This window comes from Exiguobacterium sp. s28 (genome assembly GCF_018618135.1).
GTDB classification, from domain to species: Bacteria; Bacillota; Bacilli; order Exiguobacteriales; family Exiguobacteriaceae; genus Exiguobacterium; species Exiguobacterium mexicanum_A.
In genome coordinates, this window is sequence record NZ_JACSLL010000005.1 from 83,033 (window position 1) to 98,658 (window position 15,626).

The window sequence follows — 15,626 nt, forward strand, 5'->3', positions numbered from 1 at the left end:
CGAGGGTTTTTTCGTTCATGCTTTGGCGATTGCCGTGACGACGATCCGGTCACGATATCCGTGTTCCGGGTCATATGGGCCCGCACATGTGATGAGCTGAAGCCGTGTCGCTTGGGTCGCCGCAAAGATCGAGGCGAGCGGAACGTCTTCGAGTCGGTACCGTTCGACGGAGACGACTTCATACTCGATCACCTTTTTGCTACGCTGGAGCGTCACCGATTCTCCGAGGCGCAGTTCGCCAAGGTTTGCGAAGATGGCCGGTCCGCGAAGGTCATCGAGATGACCGGATAGTACGACGTTACCCGTCGCACCCGCTTTGGCCCCGTAACGATACCATCCGACCTCATCAGCGTCTGTCGGCGTATCCATCCGGTCGAGTCGGTCTTTCCCGACCGGTTGGATGACGGCATCGACATCAATTGACGGAATCTTCAGTCGTTTTGGGACGAACGTATCTGTGTGAAAAGATTGACGATCGATCTCGGTCGCTGACAGGACGAGCGGGTCGGCGAAACCGACGGTCGTCAGTTTCGAGTCCGCGTCCGGTGCGTCCGCGCCCGGTGCGATCATAAGGAACGATAGCGTTCCGATCAAGAGAAGCTTAAGCGTCTTGCTTCTGACGACGAAAGACGTAGAAGCCAGCTGCTGCTGCACCAAGGACCGCTGCTGCGAGCAACCAGTTCATTGATGCTGTCTGAGCGAGACCGCCTTGTCCTGTTTCTGGAGCTCCGGCCATTTCACCGCCGTCTGCTGCAAGGAGGACTTCAAACGCTGGTTCGCCTTCAAGGAGTCCGATGGCGAACGCCGTATAGTTTTTGCCGCCTTCGAGGGCAACACCGTCGAGCGCCTTCACGACGTCAGTCGCGCCGGCCGGACGAACTTCGAGGTCATACGTGCCAGCGTCGAGTGTGCCATAGTCGCTGACTGCTTTGAACTCAAGGTTCGAGAAGAGCGGGTCGCCACCTTTAGGGGCTACATCGACTGCCGGTGCGTCAGGTGAGAAGTGAGCGACACGGACTTTCGATTTTCCGTCTTCAAAGTTCGCATCGTCTTCCATTGCTGCGATCTCGATGTTTTCAAGTTGGCCGATTGCTGCCGCTGTGTAGAACTTGCCTGCTTCGATCGAGAGGTCTGCCGCAACGACGACCGTCTCGGCATCACCTGCCGGCTTGATCTCAACATTGTAATCTCCAGCCGGGAGTGTCAAATAGTCGGTGAGCGCTTTGAACTCTGCGCCTTCGACTGCGACTTCACCGTTGACGTAGACATCTACCGCCGGTGCATCAGGTGAAGCATGGAGTACACGTACCATCGCGTTCTCGTGTCCATCCGCACTGACCGGTACGATGAGTGCAAACGCCAAGGCGAGTGTACCAAGTAAAGACATCAATTTCTTCATGTGAAATTTCCTCCTTTTTCTGCTTGGGTTGACCGATTGACTGCGTACGACAAGTTTGATGCGTGCTGCAAAGTATGCTACATCTGATTGCTATGTAGCTGGTGACATCTTAAATTTAAGACAACGGAGCAACGGCGTAAAGGTGACGGTGTGCTCTGAATATGCCGCTGGGCACATCGAGAAGAAACCGCTTTCTTTACATTACCCACACTTCCCCTTCACCTTAATTTAAAAACCCCGCAACGCGTAACGTTACGGGGTTGAATGTGCTTTGGCCCAGTCGATGTCGTTTACGAACACCGCATCGACCCCGAGCCGGCGAAACCGTTCGAGGTCATGCACCGTCTTGACGGTATAGGGACGCACGGCGAGCCCTTCTGTTTGAAGCTGTAGGATTTCCTCATCGGTCATCGTCCGGACGTTCGGATGCACGGCGGTCGCCCCGACCTTCGCACAGTACGCCACAAGGTCATAGAGAGGTTGGGCCAAGAGCACCGCACACTCGATGTCTGGCGCCAACCGCTTCAAACGTTTGAGCGTCGCATGATTGAATGAAGAGAACACGATTTGTTCAACGGGGACACGTCGATTCCGGATTGTATCGACCAGTCGCTGCTCAATCCCGGCATACCGTTCGATATCGGTCTTGACCTCGAGGTTCAGTACCACCGACGTCCCTTGACACAAATCGAACAGTTCATCTAACGTCGGAATCTGCTCGTGGACCGCGAACGTGACGCCCGCGTTGACCGCTCTCAGTTCTGATAGCGTCATATCGGCGATCCGCCCTTGACCATCTGTCGTCCGATCGATCGTCTCGTCATGGATAAGAACGAGACGTCCATCTGTCGTCATATGAACGTCCGCTTCAATCCCATCTGCCCCGGCCTCGAGTGCAGCCCGGAACGCTGTCATCGTATTTTCGGGATGGCGGGCCATCACTCCTCGATGCGCGAAGAATCTCATCTGTATTCGCCTCAGTTCGTTTTATATTTGCTCGTCAAGTAGCGGACGAGCGGACGTACCGAGATGTCTTCCCCGGTCACTTGTTTGATCAACTCGTTCGGGGTGAGCGCCTTCCCATGACGATGGACATTGTCTTCGAGCCACTGTTTGATCGGGCCGAACTCGCCACTGCTGACGAGCGATTCAAACTCTGGATGGGCATCACGGAGCGCCTCTGTCAATTGGGCGGCATAGACCAAGCCGAGTGCATAGCTTGGGAAGTAACCGAATGAACCGCCGGCCCAGTGCACGTCTTGCAGGACGCCTTTCGCATCACTCGGGACATCGACACCGAGATATTCCTTATACAGCGCGTTCCATGCCTCTGGTAATTCCTCGACCGAAAGATCGCCTTGGATCAGTTTCTTTTCGAGCTCATAGCGGATGATGATGTGCAGACTATACGTCAACTCGTCCGCTTCGATTCGAATGAGAGAGGGTTTTGCCTCGTTCACCCCGGCATAAAACGTCTCGAAAGAAACGTCCTGAAGCGCAGGGTGTTCTGTTTGAAGACGCGGATAGACGCTCTTCAGGAACGCTTCGCTTCGCCCGACAAAATTCTCGAAGAATAGCGACTGTGATTCATGGATTCCCATCGAGGCCCCGCCTCCGAGCCCGAGCTCGTCGAGTTCCGAGTCGATTTGTTGCTCATACGTGGCATGGCCCGCTTCGTGCATCGTCCCGAACAAGGCGTTGCGGAAGTCGGCCTCGTCATATTTTGTCGTAATGCGCACGTCGCGCCGGTTGATCGTGATCTCGAACGGATGGACCGTCGCGTCGAGTCGGCCCCGTGTCAAATCGTAGTCGACGACACGCATCCAATCCTCGCACAACCGCTGTTGGACCGACTTGTCCATCGCCCAGTCGAGTCCTTGTACAGGTTCCGGCAATTCGCGGATGAGCGGGACGAGTTCGTCCCGGAGCGTCTGGAACAACGCATCGAGCTGTACGACCGTCATGCCAGGTTCATAGTCGTACAGCAAAGCATCATACGGGTGAGACTCGTAGCCGAAATACTCGGCGAACTTGCGTTGGAACCCGATGATCTTCTCGAGATATGGGGCGAACATGTGCCAGTCATCCTGGTCCTTCGCTTTCTCCCATGCCGTCTCGGCTTCAGAGACGAGCGTCACGTACGCCTGATATTCCGATGAAGGGATTTTAGCGTTCCGCTCATACTGCGTCTTGGCGACGGCGACCGATCGGACTTCAATCGGCGTCAATTCCTCGGTCTCGGTCATTTGCGCGAGCAAGTCTTTGAACGACTCGCTCGTCTGGCGCTTGAACGCCTCAGTCGACAGATAGCCGATCGTCTCGGCCCGAAGCGGTGCCGATTGTTCCGGCATCTGGGTGCGCATGTCCCAGTATAGTAAAGAAATCGCCTCATCGAAGGCACGCAATTGTTTGAAATGGTCACGCCACTGCTTTGTTAGTTCCATTCTGATTCCACCCCTATGACAGTTATATCGTTACTTCTTTACTTTAATATAGACGAAGGAAGTTGCCTATTCTTTCGACACATCGGTTTTCCGCTCATATGAGAGCGGCTTCGTCGCCGGTCCCTCCAACACGTTCCCTTTCGTATCGAATCGTGACCCGTGGCAAGGGCAATCCCACGAGCGTTCGGCGTCGTTCCAATTGACCGTGCAGCCCATATGCGTGCACCGTGTCGAGACGAGATGGCATTCGTTGTCGAGGTCGCGATAGGCGCCGACCTTCTTGCCGTCGACTTGGACGATGCCTCCCTCGTCCAGCTGCAGGTCGTCGAGCGTACCCGGTTTCTCGAGTGAACCTTTGACGAACTGGGTCGCCGTGTCGAGGTTCGTTTTCAAGAACTGACCGACATCCGCCGGCTTGAACTTGGAACGAAGTGGATTTAATAGTTCTCGGAAGCGATTGTCCTGACCGGTCAACAGATCAGCCAAGAGGAGCCCCGAGGCGATCCCGTTCGTCATCCCCCACTTGGCGAATCCCGTCGCGACGAACACATCCGGCTCCCGGCTAAACATCTGTCCGACATAGGGGAGATGGTCCAGTGTGATCAAGTCTTGTGAGGACCAACGGAAGCTGGCCTTCTTCGTTTCGAACGCGTCATGGGCGAACCGGTCGAGCCGGTCATAACGCGAGCGCGTCTCCGTCACGTGACCACTCAAGTGACCCTCCCCTCCGACGAGCATGTACGTCTTCTCCCCTTCCTGGAACGTACGGAACGACCGACTCGGTGAATCGACGCTCAAATACATCCCCTCAGGTACGCTTTGCTCGGTCTCGCAAGCGACGATATAAGAGCGTTCGACCTCGAACTTCGAGAAATATAGTCCCCGGATATCATTGAACGGGTAATGGGTGGCGACGACGACTTGGTTCGCCTGGACCCGCCGCCCCGTCGATGTCGTGACGATCGGTCGGGGTCCGGAGCTGATCTCAGTCGCCCGCGTCTTCTCATGGAGTCGACCGCCCGCCTCAACGAAACGAACGGCTAGCTCGTTCAAGTACTTGACCGGGTGGAATTGGCCTTGGTCCCGGATGACAAGGGCCTGTTTCACTTGGAGAGGGAGCGCGGCATTCACTTCCTCCGTCGCGTCCCCGCCTGCGAGGTCGAGCTGCTCATATGCCTCCCGTTCGGCGACGAGTTGACTCGATCCGTCGATAGAATATAAGTAAGAATCTTTCGTCTCGTAATCGATGTCGAAACCGTCCGCGACCTGGTCCTGCAAATAGCGAAGGGCCTCTTGATTGAACTCATAATAAAGTCGGGCCGTCTCATGATTGAATGTTCGAATCAATTTGGAGTAAACGGTCCCGTGCTGCACGGAACATTTCGCCGTCGTATGACCGGTCGTCCCCCGTCCGACCTCGGCCGCCTCGAGCAGGACGACTTGTTTACCGCGTCGCTGTAGTTCGTAGGCTGTCACGAGCCCGGCGATGCCCGCTCCAATGACGACGACGTCACATGAGACCGAGCTTTCTAACTTTGGATACGGGACGGTCTCGTCGTGTTGACGCCACAGGGAATTGGTGAATGGATAACGATGCATGAAGGTGCCTCCTTTAGTGGGTTGAGTGTCTGTTATTGTGTATACCCATTCCACTTCATTTCATACGCGTCAATTATTGACCTGATTCTTTATTTTGATGACGATTTCAATAGGCTCCATCCATTATGGTAGAAAAGTAAACAATGAAGGAGCGATTACATAGTGAAACGAAACCGCAGACACCGTAGAAAGACGTACATCATGAGGCGATTGACCGTCGGCCTCGCCCTGATCGGACTACTCGCCATCATCCCTGCCCTAATCGGCTTCAAGCAAGACTCAGAACCAAAAGCAGAACCATCCGCTCCGGTAGCCGTCCCCGTCAAATCCGGACCGACTTTCCCGGAGATTCCAATCAAGGAATGGACACATCAACCGATTGCAGCAGCCGAGAAACCGGATCTGCTCGTCGGATCGATGGCGTTCGTCAATTTGACGGACGGTCAGATTTTAGTAGATAAGAACGCATCGGAACGCGTCTTTCCCGCCAGTACGACAAAACTGATGACTGCCCTCCTCGCTTATGAGACGGCAGTCGACAAAGATGAGCTCGACAAAGACGTGGTCACCGTAAAACAGTCGACGCTCGATATCCCGTGGGACAGTCACATCGTCCATCTCGCAGTCGGTGACCGGCTCACCGTCCGCCAGGCGCTCTATGCGACGTTGCTCGAGTCGGGGAATGACGCCGCCAATAGCCTCGCCGAATACGTAAGCGGTTCGACATCCGAATTCGTCGACTTGATGAACGCCCGTTCGAAAGTACTCGGGTTGACCGGGACCCAATTTCGGAATGCGCACGGCTACTCCGACCCGGAACACTTTACGACTGCACTCGACATGGCTAAAATCACCTACGCGTTCGGCACATATCCAGAGCTAGTCGACATCGCCGGGACGTACGAATACGAGGCGAAGTTTGTCGATCAGGCCGGAGATTTGAAACGACGTTGGTGGTATCACCTGGGGTCGGCCATCAACGAGCGGAGCATCCACTATTCGAAGCTCGTCACAGCAACGAAAACCGGATACACGGACGAATCAGGCTACACGATGGTGTTCTTGATGGAACGCGACGGCAAACAATACGCTTTGGTAACCATGCAAGCTAAATCGGGACAGACGTTCCCGACGATGCGTACGGTTGAACAGATTGCTTTTGGCATTACTCATGAATAAATGGACATCAACCACCCGCTCTTCCCTGTACCGGGAAGAGCGGGTGGTTGCGTTAAAGCATCAGAAATTAGACGAGTTATATGACAAAAAGATGACACAGGGATAACACCCATATGACTAATTGTCAGAATATTTAAACTTTAATCATGAAAAATATAGCTCTTATCCATTGATACAATGCGCTTTAGAGCCATTTTTATGAAAAGATGACAGTTTGCAATGATTGAGTAGGTCCGTTATGGTTAGTCACAAGTTCGCCGAATCACTCAAGTTTGACGCATTTGTGTGAGATTCACACATGATTGAACTACGATTGATAAAACGACAACAATTGAACACGTACAGGAGGTAATCAAATGTTATGGCAAGAATGGGTATCCATCGCGCTTTATCTCGTGATGATGCTCCTCATCGGATACGTCGCCTATAAGCGAACGACCGATTCATCAGATTATATGTTAGGTGGCCGTAAAATGGGGCCAGGTGTTACCGCCATGTCAGCCGGAGCTTCGGATATGAGTGGTTGGATGTTAATGGGACTTCCGGGCGCAATGTACGCCACGGGATTATCAGCGATTTGGTTAGCCGTTGGATTGGTCATCGGAGCTTACTTGAACTACTTGTTAGTCGCTCCCCGTCTACGCGTCTTCACGGAGATGGCAAATGACTCGATCACGATTCCTGACTTTTTAGAGAATCGGTTCCGAGATCACTCGAACTGGCTACGGATCCTGTCTGCATCCGTTATCATCATCTTCTTCACGTTCTACACGTCAGCCGGACTTGTGTCTGGCGGGAAGTTGTTCGCAAGCTCGTTCGGGCTTGACTATCAGATGGGCGTCATCGTGACGATTAGCGTCGTCATTCTTTATACGCTCTTCGGTGGCTTCACAGCCGTCAGTTGGACAGACTTTGCACAAGGTGTCATCATGTTCCTTGCGCTCGTACTCGTCCCAATCGTCGCTTTGACAGACGTCGGTGGTGTTTCAAACGCCGTCAACACGGCCACGACGCTCAACACAGATTTGTTCGACCTCTTTAAAGGGACGTCGACGCTCGGGATTATCGGTCTCCTCGCTTGGGGACTTGGTTACTTCGGTCAACCGCACATCATCGTCCGCTTTATGGCGATCCGTGATGTGAAATCATTGAAGACGGCACGCCGTATCGGTATGGGCTGGATGACAGTCTCGATCATCGGTGCCGTTATGACAGGTCTCGTCGGAATCGCCTACTTCCGTGGTCAAGGGAATGCCCTGGCTGACCCGGAAACGGTGTTCATCCGCTTCTCAGAAGTATTGTTCCACCCGTTCATCACTGGATTCTTGCTCGCTGCGATTCTAGCGGCGGTCATGTCGACCGTATCGTCACAGCTTCTCGTGACATCGTCAGCGTTGACAGAAGACTTCTATCGCAAGTTCTTCAATAAAGAAGCAAGTGAGAAGACGATGGTTCTCGCCGGTCGAATCGGTGTCTTAACGGTCGGAGTTGTCGCGACTCTCATGTCGCTCAGCCCGTCGAACACGATTTTGACGCTCGTCGGCTATGCGTGGGCAGGCTTCGGCTCAGCCTTTGGTCCAGCGATTCTCTTGTCGCTCTATTGGACGAAGATGACGCGCCAAGGTGCCCTCGCCGGTATCCTCGTCGGTGCCATCACGGTCATCCTTTGGATCGTGACTGGACTCTCGAGCGTGATTTATGAGATGGTGCCAGGCTTCTTCCTCAGTATGCTTGCTATCGTTCTCGTCAGCACGTTCACGAGCCAACGTGAACAAAAACGAATCAACCGTGAATTCAGTGATATGGAAGCTGAACTCGCCGTTGCGAAAAAAGAATAACATCAATCAAAAACGCGGGCCGAACGGCTCGCGTTTTTTTGTTGCGCACGGTCACTTATCTTTACTCTAACTCGGCTTGTATTATAGAACACCGTGATCAATGCATTAAAGAAAAGCCCGCAGATATGATATCTGCGGGCTTGAGACTCGATTACATCGCTCTCGCCATGAACCATAATTGAATGAAAAATGGCACCAATACGAGGACGAGCATCGCATTGCGCATCCATCGGTTACGGTTCCAGTAGTACGCCATCAAGACGAACGGATGTAGCGCCGTCAGCTGATATGGGTTGAACCAGAACCAGGTGAGCATCAATACGATAAAGAAATATAACACAGAGCGTTGTTTTGTGGTGCGCCATTCGCGCCACATGTCGAACGCCCCTTTGAAGAATACGATAAACGTCACGATCCAAAACACCATCACAATGATACTATTCAATGACTAGACCACCTTCATGAGACATTTTCAATATAGAACCCGCCCCAGTAAATATGTCGATACGTGTATTCTTTTCCACTCTCTGCCGTGATGATGATTTCATCCTCAGTCAATACGAGCACATGGACCGGAATCTCACCTTTTCGTAACATCGGGCTAAACAGTTGAAACTGTTTGTTCAACCATTTCCGCTCCGAGAAATCACGGTAATGATGCAAGGCGAGCGACGGATGAACCAAGAACACACCAATGATCAAAGCGATGGCTCCCGGTGAGGCGGCCACTTCAAGCAGTAACGAGAGGACGAGCAGAAGTGATAAGACCGCATAACCGAACTCGAGGAGCTCCATCAAAGAGGCTCGACTGGCAATCACGTACTGCATGACGCGGAAGGCCACGTACAGTAACAGACTGACCATCACATACTGGGTGAACGGAGCGCTACTCATCTCAACGTCCAAATAGAACAAGATCGGCAGTAACATGACCCACTTCCATAATTGTAAGGCGAGGTAAAACAATGTTTGATCGATGAAACGACGATTGTGTACGAGCCGTTGCATATCCATGTTTCCCACCTCCGATTAAAAGATGTGATCTTATCGATATCATTCCCTGAATCAAAGATTGATAACAACGATTTACACGTCAACCGGATATTTCTTTTTGTTCGATGAGCGTGGCGTTCAGAAGTCCCCCGAGAAGGATGACCGAGGCCGCCAAGTAGAACCAGATCAACAAGATGATAAAGGCACCGAGCTGACCGTAAAACTGTTCATAGTTTGCATACTGTGAATAGTAGCTGAATACGTTCGAAACTGTCAAGATGCCGATTGTCGCAAAAGCCGCCCCTGCCCAGCTGTCTCGGAACGTGCCGCGATGGCTCGGCAACCACTTATAGACGAGCAGGAAGACACTGAACAGGATGAGTGTCCCGATGATCCAACGGAAGTAGAACCAAATCTGGGCATATCGGGCGACGATGTCATCGATAAAGATGATATGGGTTGCCAACTCTCGTAGCGCCGTCTCGATGACCGGGACGAGCAACGAGAACGGCAGGACGAACATGAGCGCGAGCGTCACGGCGATGTCTTGCAACACCCCGCGCCAGAACGCTTTGTTTCGGATCAGTCGATAGGCGTCGTTCAAGGAGCGAACGAGCGATTGGACGGCCATCGACGAGATCCAAAGTGCCGGTAAGATGCTGAGCGAGGCCAAGCGCAGTCTCGAATCATCAAAAATGGCTTCGATGTTCCCTTGTAACAATCGATAACTCGCTTCGGGCATCACCAAGGACAACGCCGAGATGACGTCTCCGCTCGAGAACGGCAGCCATCCGACGATGCCGAGGACGAACAATAGAAATGGGAATGTGGACAGGATGAAATAGTAAGCCAACATCGCGGCTTGATCGAAGAATCGTTCGGCAAAAAATCGTTTGAATGTGTGAAGAAATGGTTGTATCATATCGTGCGCTCTTTTCTATTTTTATTATATAAATGCGGTATGTGAAATAAAAAAGTTTCAAAAAGGAAAGGCAGGACTGGCGCTGTACGTCAATCCTTGCCTTACACTCAACTAATATTCTCTCGTTTCGCTTCCCATGCTTCGACGTGCTCTTTCCCTGGCAGCTCGACGTCGTCCCGATTGAACACCGGATCGCGCCCTGCTCGTTTCTGGGCCACGTAATCATCAAGCAACAGTTTCGCGACTTTACTGAGTCGGAAGATGGCGTACATGTTCACGAGTGCCATCAGACCCATGAAGATGTCGGCGATCGACCAGACAAGCCCGGCCGAACGGACCGAACCGAACAATACCATCCCGATGACGGCGATCCGGTAAATGACGAGATACACTTTCCGTTCCGAGATGAACTCGATGTTCGTCTCCCCGTAATAGTAGTTCGCCAAGATCGAGCTGAAGGCGAATAATAAAATCGCGATCGTCATGAGCGATGTCGCGACCGGCCCGATCTCGGTGAGGAGCGCCTCTTGGGCAAGTTCGATGCCTTGGAAATCTTCAGAACCCGGCACGCCAGAAATGAGGACAATCATCGCCGTCGCCGTACAGATAAAGAGCGTATCGACGAACACGCTGAGTGACTGAATGAGACCTTGCTTGACCGGGTGACTGACCTCGGCGGTGGCAGCCGCGTTCGGGGCCGACCCCATCCCCGCCTCGTTCGAGAACAAGCCTCGGCGAATCCCTTGCAAGACGGCCGCACCGACCGCTCCGCCAAGCAGTTGTCGGAACCCGAGCACGCCTTCTGAGAAAATGGCTGAGAATACGGCCGGGACGACCTCCAAATTCGTCAAGACGACCCACAGGGCGAGCAAGATATAACCGCCAGCCATGATTGGGACGATAATCCCTGACAGTGTCGAGATGGAACGGATCCCCCCGAAGATGACGATCCCCGTCACGACGGCCAAAATAATCCCGATCCAAAGCGTGTCGATCTCGAAGACGTTGTTGACCGACAAGGCGATCGTGTTGGCCTGGACCGAGTTGAATGCAAATCCAAACGCGAACGTGATCAGAATGGCGAACACGATACCGAGCCATCGCTGACCGAGCGCCCGTTCGATATAGTAGGCCGGTCCGCCGCGCCACGCCTTGCCGTCATGCACTTTGTACACTTGGGCGAGCGTGCTCTCGACGAACGCTGACGCCGAACCGATCAACGCGATGAGCCACATCCAAAACACGGCACCCGGTCCCCCGAGTGCGATCGCGGTCGAGACGCCGGCGATATTCCCGGTCCCGACCCGTGCTGCCGTCCCGATGGCGAACGCCTGGAACGACGATACTTGTCCTTTTTCGTGCTTGATCCCTTTGACGAATAACAGCTTGAACATCTCGGGCAACATCCGGAACTGGACGAACCCCATCCGAATCGTGAAATAAAGCCCACCGGCAATCAATACGAAAATGAGTACGTACGTCCATAACAAATCATTCGCCTGCATGACGAGCTCGCGAATGTCCATGCGCATCCCCTCCTTTTACGGAGTTATTACCCGCTCGACGGACCGCAGAAACGAGACGGTCAGCGCGAAGCCTCTTCTAGTATGCGTTCACAGAGCGCATGCGTCGTCAGACTATCGGCAGCGAGCACCGACTCGTTCGGTTCGCCGTTCAGTAGCTTGATGAACGCATCGATCATCGTCGTGAAGCCGCGACGCATAAGGTTCGACTCCCACGGACTCAGAGCCCGCTCGAGCATGCCGTCGCGCGTGAAGTCATACACGCGCTCGACGTCGCGGGTCACCCGCTTCAGACGCGGAGACATCACTTCCATCACTTCTTCCGTACAACCGTTGTCGCGGTTCATGATCCCGAGCGCTTCGATCCCACCCGCCGTGAATTGAATCTGCAACTGTTTCAGCGTCTCTCCTTCATAGCGCGTCCGCACCGACAAATTCTCAACCGGTGCGAGCCCCGTCAAGTAACGGAGCGTGTCGACGACGTGGACGAAATCCTCGATGATGAACTCTCGGAGCGTCGCCGGTTGATACGTGCGATTCTTTTGAATGAGGACGAGGTTTTGGTCCGTGACTTCCTTCAAGGCCGCCGTCGCCGTCGCGAAACGACGATTGAAGCCGGTGACGAGTTCGACCCCGTTGTCTGCCGCGAGCCGCACGAGCCGCTCCGTCTCGTCGAGCGAGAACGTGACCGGCTTATCGATGAACACATGGACGCCCCGCTCGAGCACGTAGCCGACCTGGTCCGCGTGGGCCGACGTCGTCGAATGGATCAACACGCCATCCACCTCGTCGAGCGGCACGTCTTGTAACGACCGGTAATGGCCGCTGAATCGGTATTTGTCGACGAGCTGCCCCGCTTTCGCCTCATCTCTTGAAACGAGATAGACGTCCACCCCTTCTAATCCGGCATAAACCGGTAAATACGCTTTTTTCGCGACATCCCCTAACCCAACAACTACGATCTTCATTTCAACATCTCTCCTCTTCGATGGACTGAACAAAACCCCATGGCGTACGCCCGGGGTCGATGGTTCACTTAATGGACGGCAAGAATCTCAAAACTCGTGATCGGCTTGCGAATCGCATCCGACACGATTTGATATAGGTCGGCGAGTTGCTCATTATCCTTTAAATCTGGCGTCCGGTCGAGCTCGACTTCACACGTTCGTGTCGTTTGTTCCTTATCTTGAAACGCATATTCAATCGTATATGTCTGCATGACACGTCTCCTCTCAAGCGATGTATACGTATGTATAGCCTGAAACGAAACGATTGAAACGCCTCGGGTGTGCGACACAAATCGCTCGAGAGCCCCCTGTTCGACCCGCGCTCCCCCATTGTACCATTCGTACCTAGGGCGACGCCTCCTCCATCTGTGACAAAATCTGTCTCGTTTGTCGGAAGCACGATTAAAACCGCTTTCAATCCGTTTGCTTGTAAATGTGGGCGAAGATTCCTAGAATGGACAAGTATGCATCAAAGACATAGGAGTTTTAACATGAAAAACAATCTTACTTATCTTGCCTTCCCGCTGGCCATGCTGTTGTTGGCCGGTTGCACGAACGAGACAGAACCGAATCCCGAGTCGAAGACGGAACCTAAAGGACAGGTCACCGTTGAGACGGAGCCCCCTGACCAGACCGAAACGAACGATCACTTCACGGGCTACGACTTGATTGAAGTCGAGGGTGGAGATTTGTCAGGCGACCGCGAGCATAATGTCGTCGTCGATATCGGGTACGGGGAACGCGAGTATTGGGCGTTCACGAACGAGCACGGACAACTCGTGAAAGTGATTGCGGACGAGATCGTGCTGCAGGATGACGACCAAGAAGACGTGACCTCGGATGGTCGATACTACGCTGACGAGGCGAAAGTGCCCGGGGTCGAACATCGCGACCTCGACGAAGGGCACGTCATCGCCGATTCGCTCGGCGGCGTCTCGAACGCTTTCAACATCACTCCGCAAGACAGCACGCTCAACCGCCACGGGGACCAGGCGTACATGGAGAGCGTGATCCGGAGCGCAGGCGGGGCCACCGACTTCGAGGCCATCATCACCTATCCGGATACTGAGACACAAATCCCTACACACTATGAGTACACATACACTGTCAAAGGAAATGTCATTACCGATTCGTTCGACAACGTGAATCCGGACGACGTGAACGAGTCGCTCGGGCTGACCGAGAGTGCGACTGAAGCCGAGACCGTGTCTGAAGACGGTGACGTCGCGAGCATCGATATGAACGGAAACGGCCAGGTGACGATCCAAGAAGCGAAAGATGCCGGGTTCAGCATGCCGATCACCAGTGATCATTGGCTCTATCCTTACATGCATGACAACGATGGCGACGGGATGGTCGGGGAATAAGCTATCGGGATCACCCACAACGATATGAAAGAATCATAGACTTCACGCTCTTCCTGACCAAAGGGAGAGCGTTTTTTTATGGCGCGTCGATATGAGATTGTAAGACATAAAATCAAGCAAAAAAGGACCATAGACGAGTGTCTACGGTCCTTCGACCAATTGTTATTTTGAGTCAGTCGACTCAACAGGGCGTCTCGGTGGACGTTTACCGAAGAACTGGTAGTACTGCGTCTCAATATTTCCGTTGTACAGCTTACGGCGTTTCGTCGCCGGACGGCCGTACGCTTTCTCGAAGTCCTCATAGCTCGTCAACATGTAGACGCTATAGCCCGGATACTTGGCGAATTGTTGTCCGATCCGCTCGTACAGGTCGATGATCTCTTCCTCGGTCTGCAACCGTTCGCCGTATGGCGGGTTGCCGATGATGACACCGTACTCTTCTTTCGGCTTCAAGGCAGCCGCGTCACTGTGGACGAACGTGATGGCGTCACGAACATCAGCGAGCTCGGCGTTGTCCTTGGCGAGCTTGACCATGCGTGGGTCGAGGTCGATGCCGTAAATTTTGAGCGGTTTGTCCCACTCCGCTTTCTCGTTCGCTTCATTGATCGCCTCATACCAAGCCTTCTTCGGCACGCACGGCCAGTCTTGCGAACAGAACTCACGGTTGAGACCAGGCGCGATGTTGCGACCGATGAGCGCCGCCTCGATGGCGAGCGTCCCAGAACCGGTGAAGACGTCATAGAACGGCATGTCCGGCTTCCAGTTCGTCAGCTGGATCATCGCCGCGGCCATCGTCTCTTTGAGCGGTGCCTGTGAGTGGAGCTCACGGTACCCGCGACGGTGAAGCGCGTCACCTGACGTGTCGATCGTGATCGTCGCCACATCTTTCAACAAGGCGACTTCGATTGGATAGTACGCGCCTGTCTTCGGAAGCCACTCGCCCGGCTTGTCGTATCCGCGTTGCATCGCGTCGACGATCGCCTTCTCCGTGATCTTCTGACAGTCGCGGATCGAGAACAACTTCGACTTGACCGAGCGGCCGTCGACGATGAACCGGGCGTCCCACGGCATGAGATCCGTCCAAGGCAGTTCGACGACACCGTCGAACAGTTCCGTGAACGTCGTAGCTTTGAACTCGGCGACGACGAGCTTGACGCGGTCGGCCGTCCGGAGCCAAAGGTTGAGACGTGGAATGTCCTCCATCTCCGCGTCGATATAGACACGTCCGTTCTCGACCTCACACGTGTAGCCGAGGTCACGTACTTCTTTGGCGACGAGAGCCTCGATGCCCATCGCCGCGGTGGCGATCAGTTTACGTTTTGCCATACTATCCCTACTTTCTATAGTGTAACTCC

Annotated in this window: 15 protein-coding genes; 3 read left to right on the forward strand and 12 right to left on the reverse strand. The window is 53.7% G+C overall.

Features of this window, described 5'->3' with window-relative positions:
- Positions 1–15: 15 nt before the first annotated feature.
- The 5 genes from KNP78_RS07480 to KNP78_RS07500 form a co-directional block, all read right to left on the reverse strand.
- A complete protein-coding gene (locus tag KNP78_RS07480; protein ID WP_353048154.1) occupies positions 16–654 on the reverse strand; it encodes a class F sortase in 639 nt (212 codons plus the stop codon).
- Positions 602–1,399 (reverse strand): DUF4397 domain-containing protein, encoded by a 798-nt coding sequence (locus KNP78_RS07485; RefSeq protein WP_034777661.1) that lies wholly within the window; start codon positions 1,397–1,399, stop codon positions 602–604. The genes KNP78_RS07480 and KNP78_RS07485 overlap by 53 nt, the downstream gene beginning before the upstream one ends.
- A 252-nt stretch (positions 1,400–1,651) precedes the next feature.
- Positions 1,652–2,365 (reverse strand): glycerophosphodiester phosphodiesterase, encoded by a 714-nt coding sequence (locus KNP78_RS07490; protein ID WP_214823551.1) that lies wholly within the window; start codon positions 2,363–2,365, stop codon positions 1,652–1,654.
- Positions 2,366–2,376: 11 nt separating this feature from the next.
- Positions 2,377–3,843, reverse strand: coding sequence for a carboxypeptidase M32 (locus KNP78_RS07495; protein ID WP_034777664.1), 1,467 nt, complete (start codon positions 3,841–3,843; stop codon positions 2,377–2,379).
- A 66-nt stretch (positions 3,844–3,909) separates the two neighbouring features.
- Positions 3,910–5,442, reverse strand: a complete 1,533-nt coding sequence (locus KNP78_RS07500) for an FAD-dependent oxidoreductase (protein ID WP_214823552.1) — start codon at positions 5,440–5,442, stop codon at positions 3,910–3,912.
- A gap of 201 nt (positions 5,443–5,643) precedes the next feature.
- Between KNP78_RS07500 and KNP78_RS07505 the strand changes: the two genes are divergently transcribed.
- Together KNP78_RS07505 and putP are read left to right on the forward strand one after the other, a co-directional pair.
- On the forward strand, positions 5,644–6,621 hold the full coding sequence (locus KNP78_RS07505; RefSeq protein WP_214823553.1) for a D-alanyl-D-alanine carboxypeptidase family protein: 978 nt from the start codon (positions 5,644–5,646) through the stop codon (positions 6,619–6,621).
- Positions 6,622–6,977: 356 nt separating this feature from the next.
- Positions 6,978–8,459, forward strand: coding sequence for a sodium/proline symporter PutP (gene putP, locus KNP78_RS07510; RefSeq protein WP_214823554.1), 1,482 nt, complete (start codon positions 6,978–6,980; stop codon positions 8,457–8,459).
- Positions 8,460–8,610: 151 nt separating this feature from the next.
- Here putP and KNP78_RS07515 read toward each other — a convergent pair whose 3' ends face one another.
- The 6 genes from KNP78_RS07515 to KNP78_RS07540 all read right to left on the reverse strand — a co-directional run bounded on the left by KNP78_RS07515 (position 8,611) and on the right by KNP78_RS07540 (position 13,116).
- Positions 8,611–8,904, reverse strand: a complete 294-nt coding sequence (locus KNP78_RS07515) for a hypothetical protein (RefSeq protein WP_233004283.1) — start codon at positions 8,902–8,904, stop codon at positions 8,611–8,613.
- Between the two features lie 14 nt (positions 8,905–8,918).
- Positions 8,919–9,473, reverse strand: coding sequence for a hypothetical protein (locus KNP78_RS07520; protein WP_034777669.1), 555 nt, complete (start codon positions 9,471–9,473; stop codon positions 8,919–8,921).
- 79 nt (positions 9,474–9,552) lie between these two features.
- Entirely contained in the window at positions 9,553–10,374 is an 822-nt protein-coding gene (locus KNP78_RS07525; RefSeq protein WP_034777670.1) for a YihY/virulence factor BrkB family protein, read from the reverse strand.
- 107 nt (positions 10,375–10,481) lie between these two features.
- Positions 10,482–11,900, reverse strand: coding sequence for an alanine/glycine:cation symporter family protein (locus KNP78_RS07530; protein ID WP_034777671.1), 1,419 nt, complete (start codon positions 11,898–11,900; stop codon positions 10,482–10,484).
- 59 nt (positions 11,901–11,959) lie between these two features.
- Positions 11,960–12,865 carry a Gfo/Idh/MocA family protein gene (locus KNP78_RS07535; RefSeq protein WP_214823555.1) on the reverse strand — a complete coding sequence of 302 codons (906 nt, stop codon included), beginning with the start codon at positions 12,863–12,865 and terminating at the stop codon, positions 11,960–11,962.
- A 68-nt stretch (positions 12,866–12,933) separates the two neighbouring features.
- Entirely contained in the window at positions 12,934–13,116 is a 183-nt protein-coding gene (locus KNP78_RS07540) for a hypothetical protein (protein WP_034777673.1), read from the reverse strand.
- A 279-nt stretch (positions 13,117–13,395) separates the two neighbouring features.
- Between KNP78_RS07540 and KNP78_RS07545 the strand changes: the two genes are divergently transcribed.
- Complete coding sequence (locus KNP78_RS07545; RefSeq protein WP_214823556.1) at positions 13,396–14,271, forward strand: DNA/RNA non-specific endonuclease; 876 nt, start codon at positions 13,396–13,398, stop codon at positions 14,269–14,271.
- A 162-nt stretch (positions 14,272–14,433) separates the two neighbouring features.
- Here KNP78_RS07545 and KNP78_RS07550 read toward each other — a convergent pair whose 3' ends face one another.
- Positions 14,434–15,597 carry a THUMP domain-containing class I SAM-dependent RNA methyltransferase gene (locus KNP78_RS07550; RefSeq protein WP_114166232.1) on the reverse strand — a complete coding sequence of 388 codons (1,164 nt, stop codon included), beginning with the start codon at positions 15,595–15,597 and terminating at the stop codon, positions 14,434–14,436.
- Between the last annotated feature and the right edge of the window lie 29 nt (positions 15,598–15,626).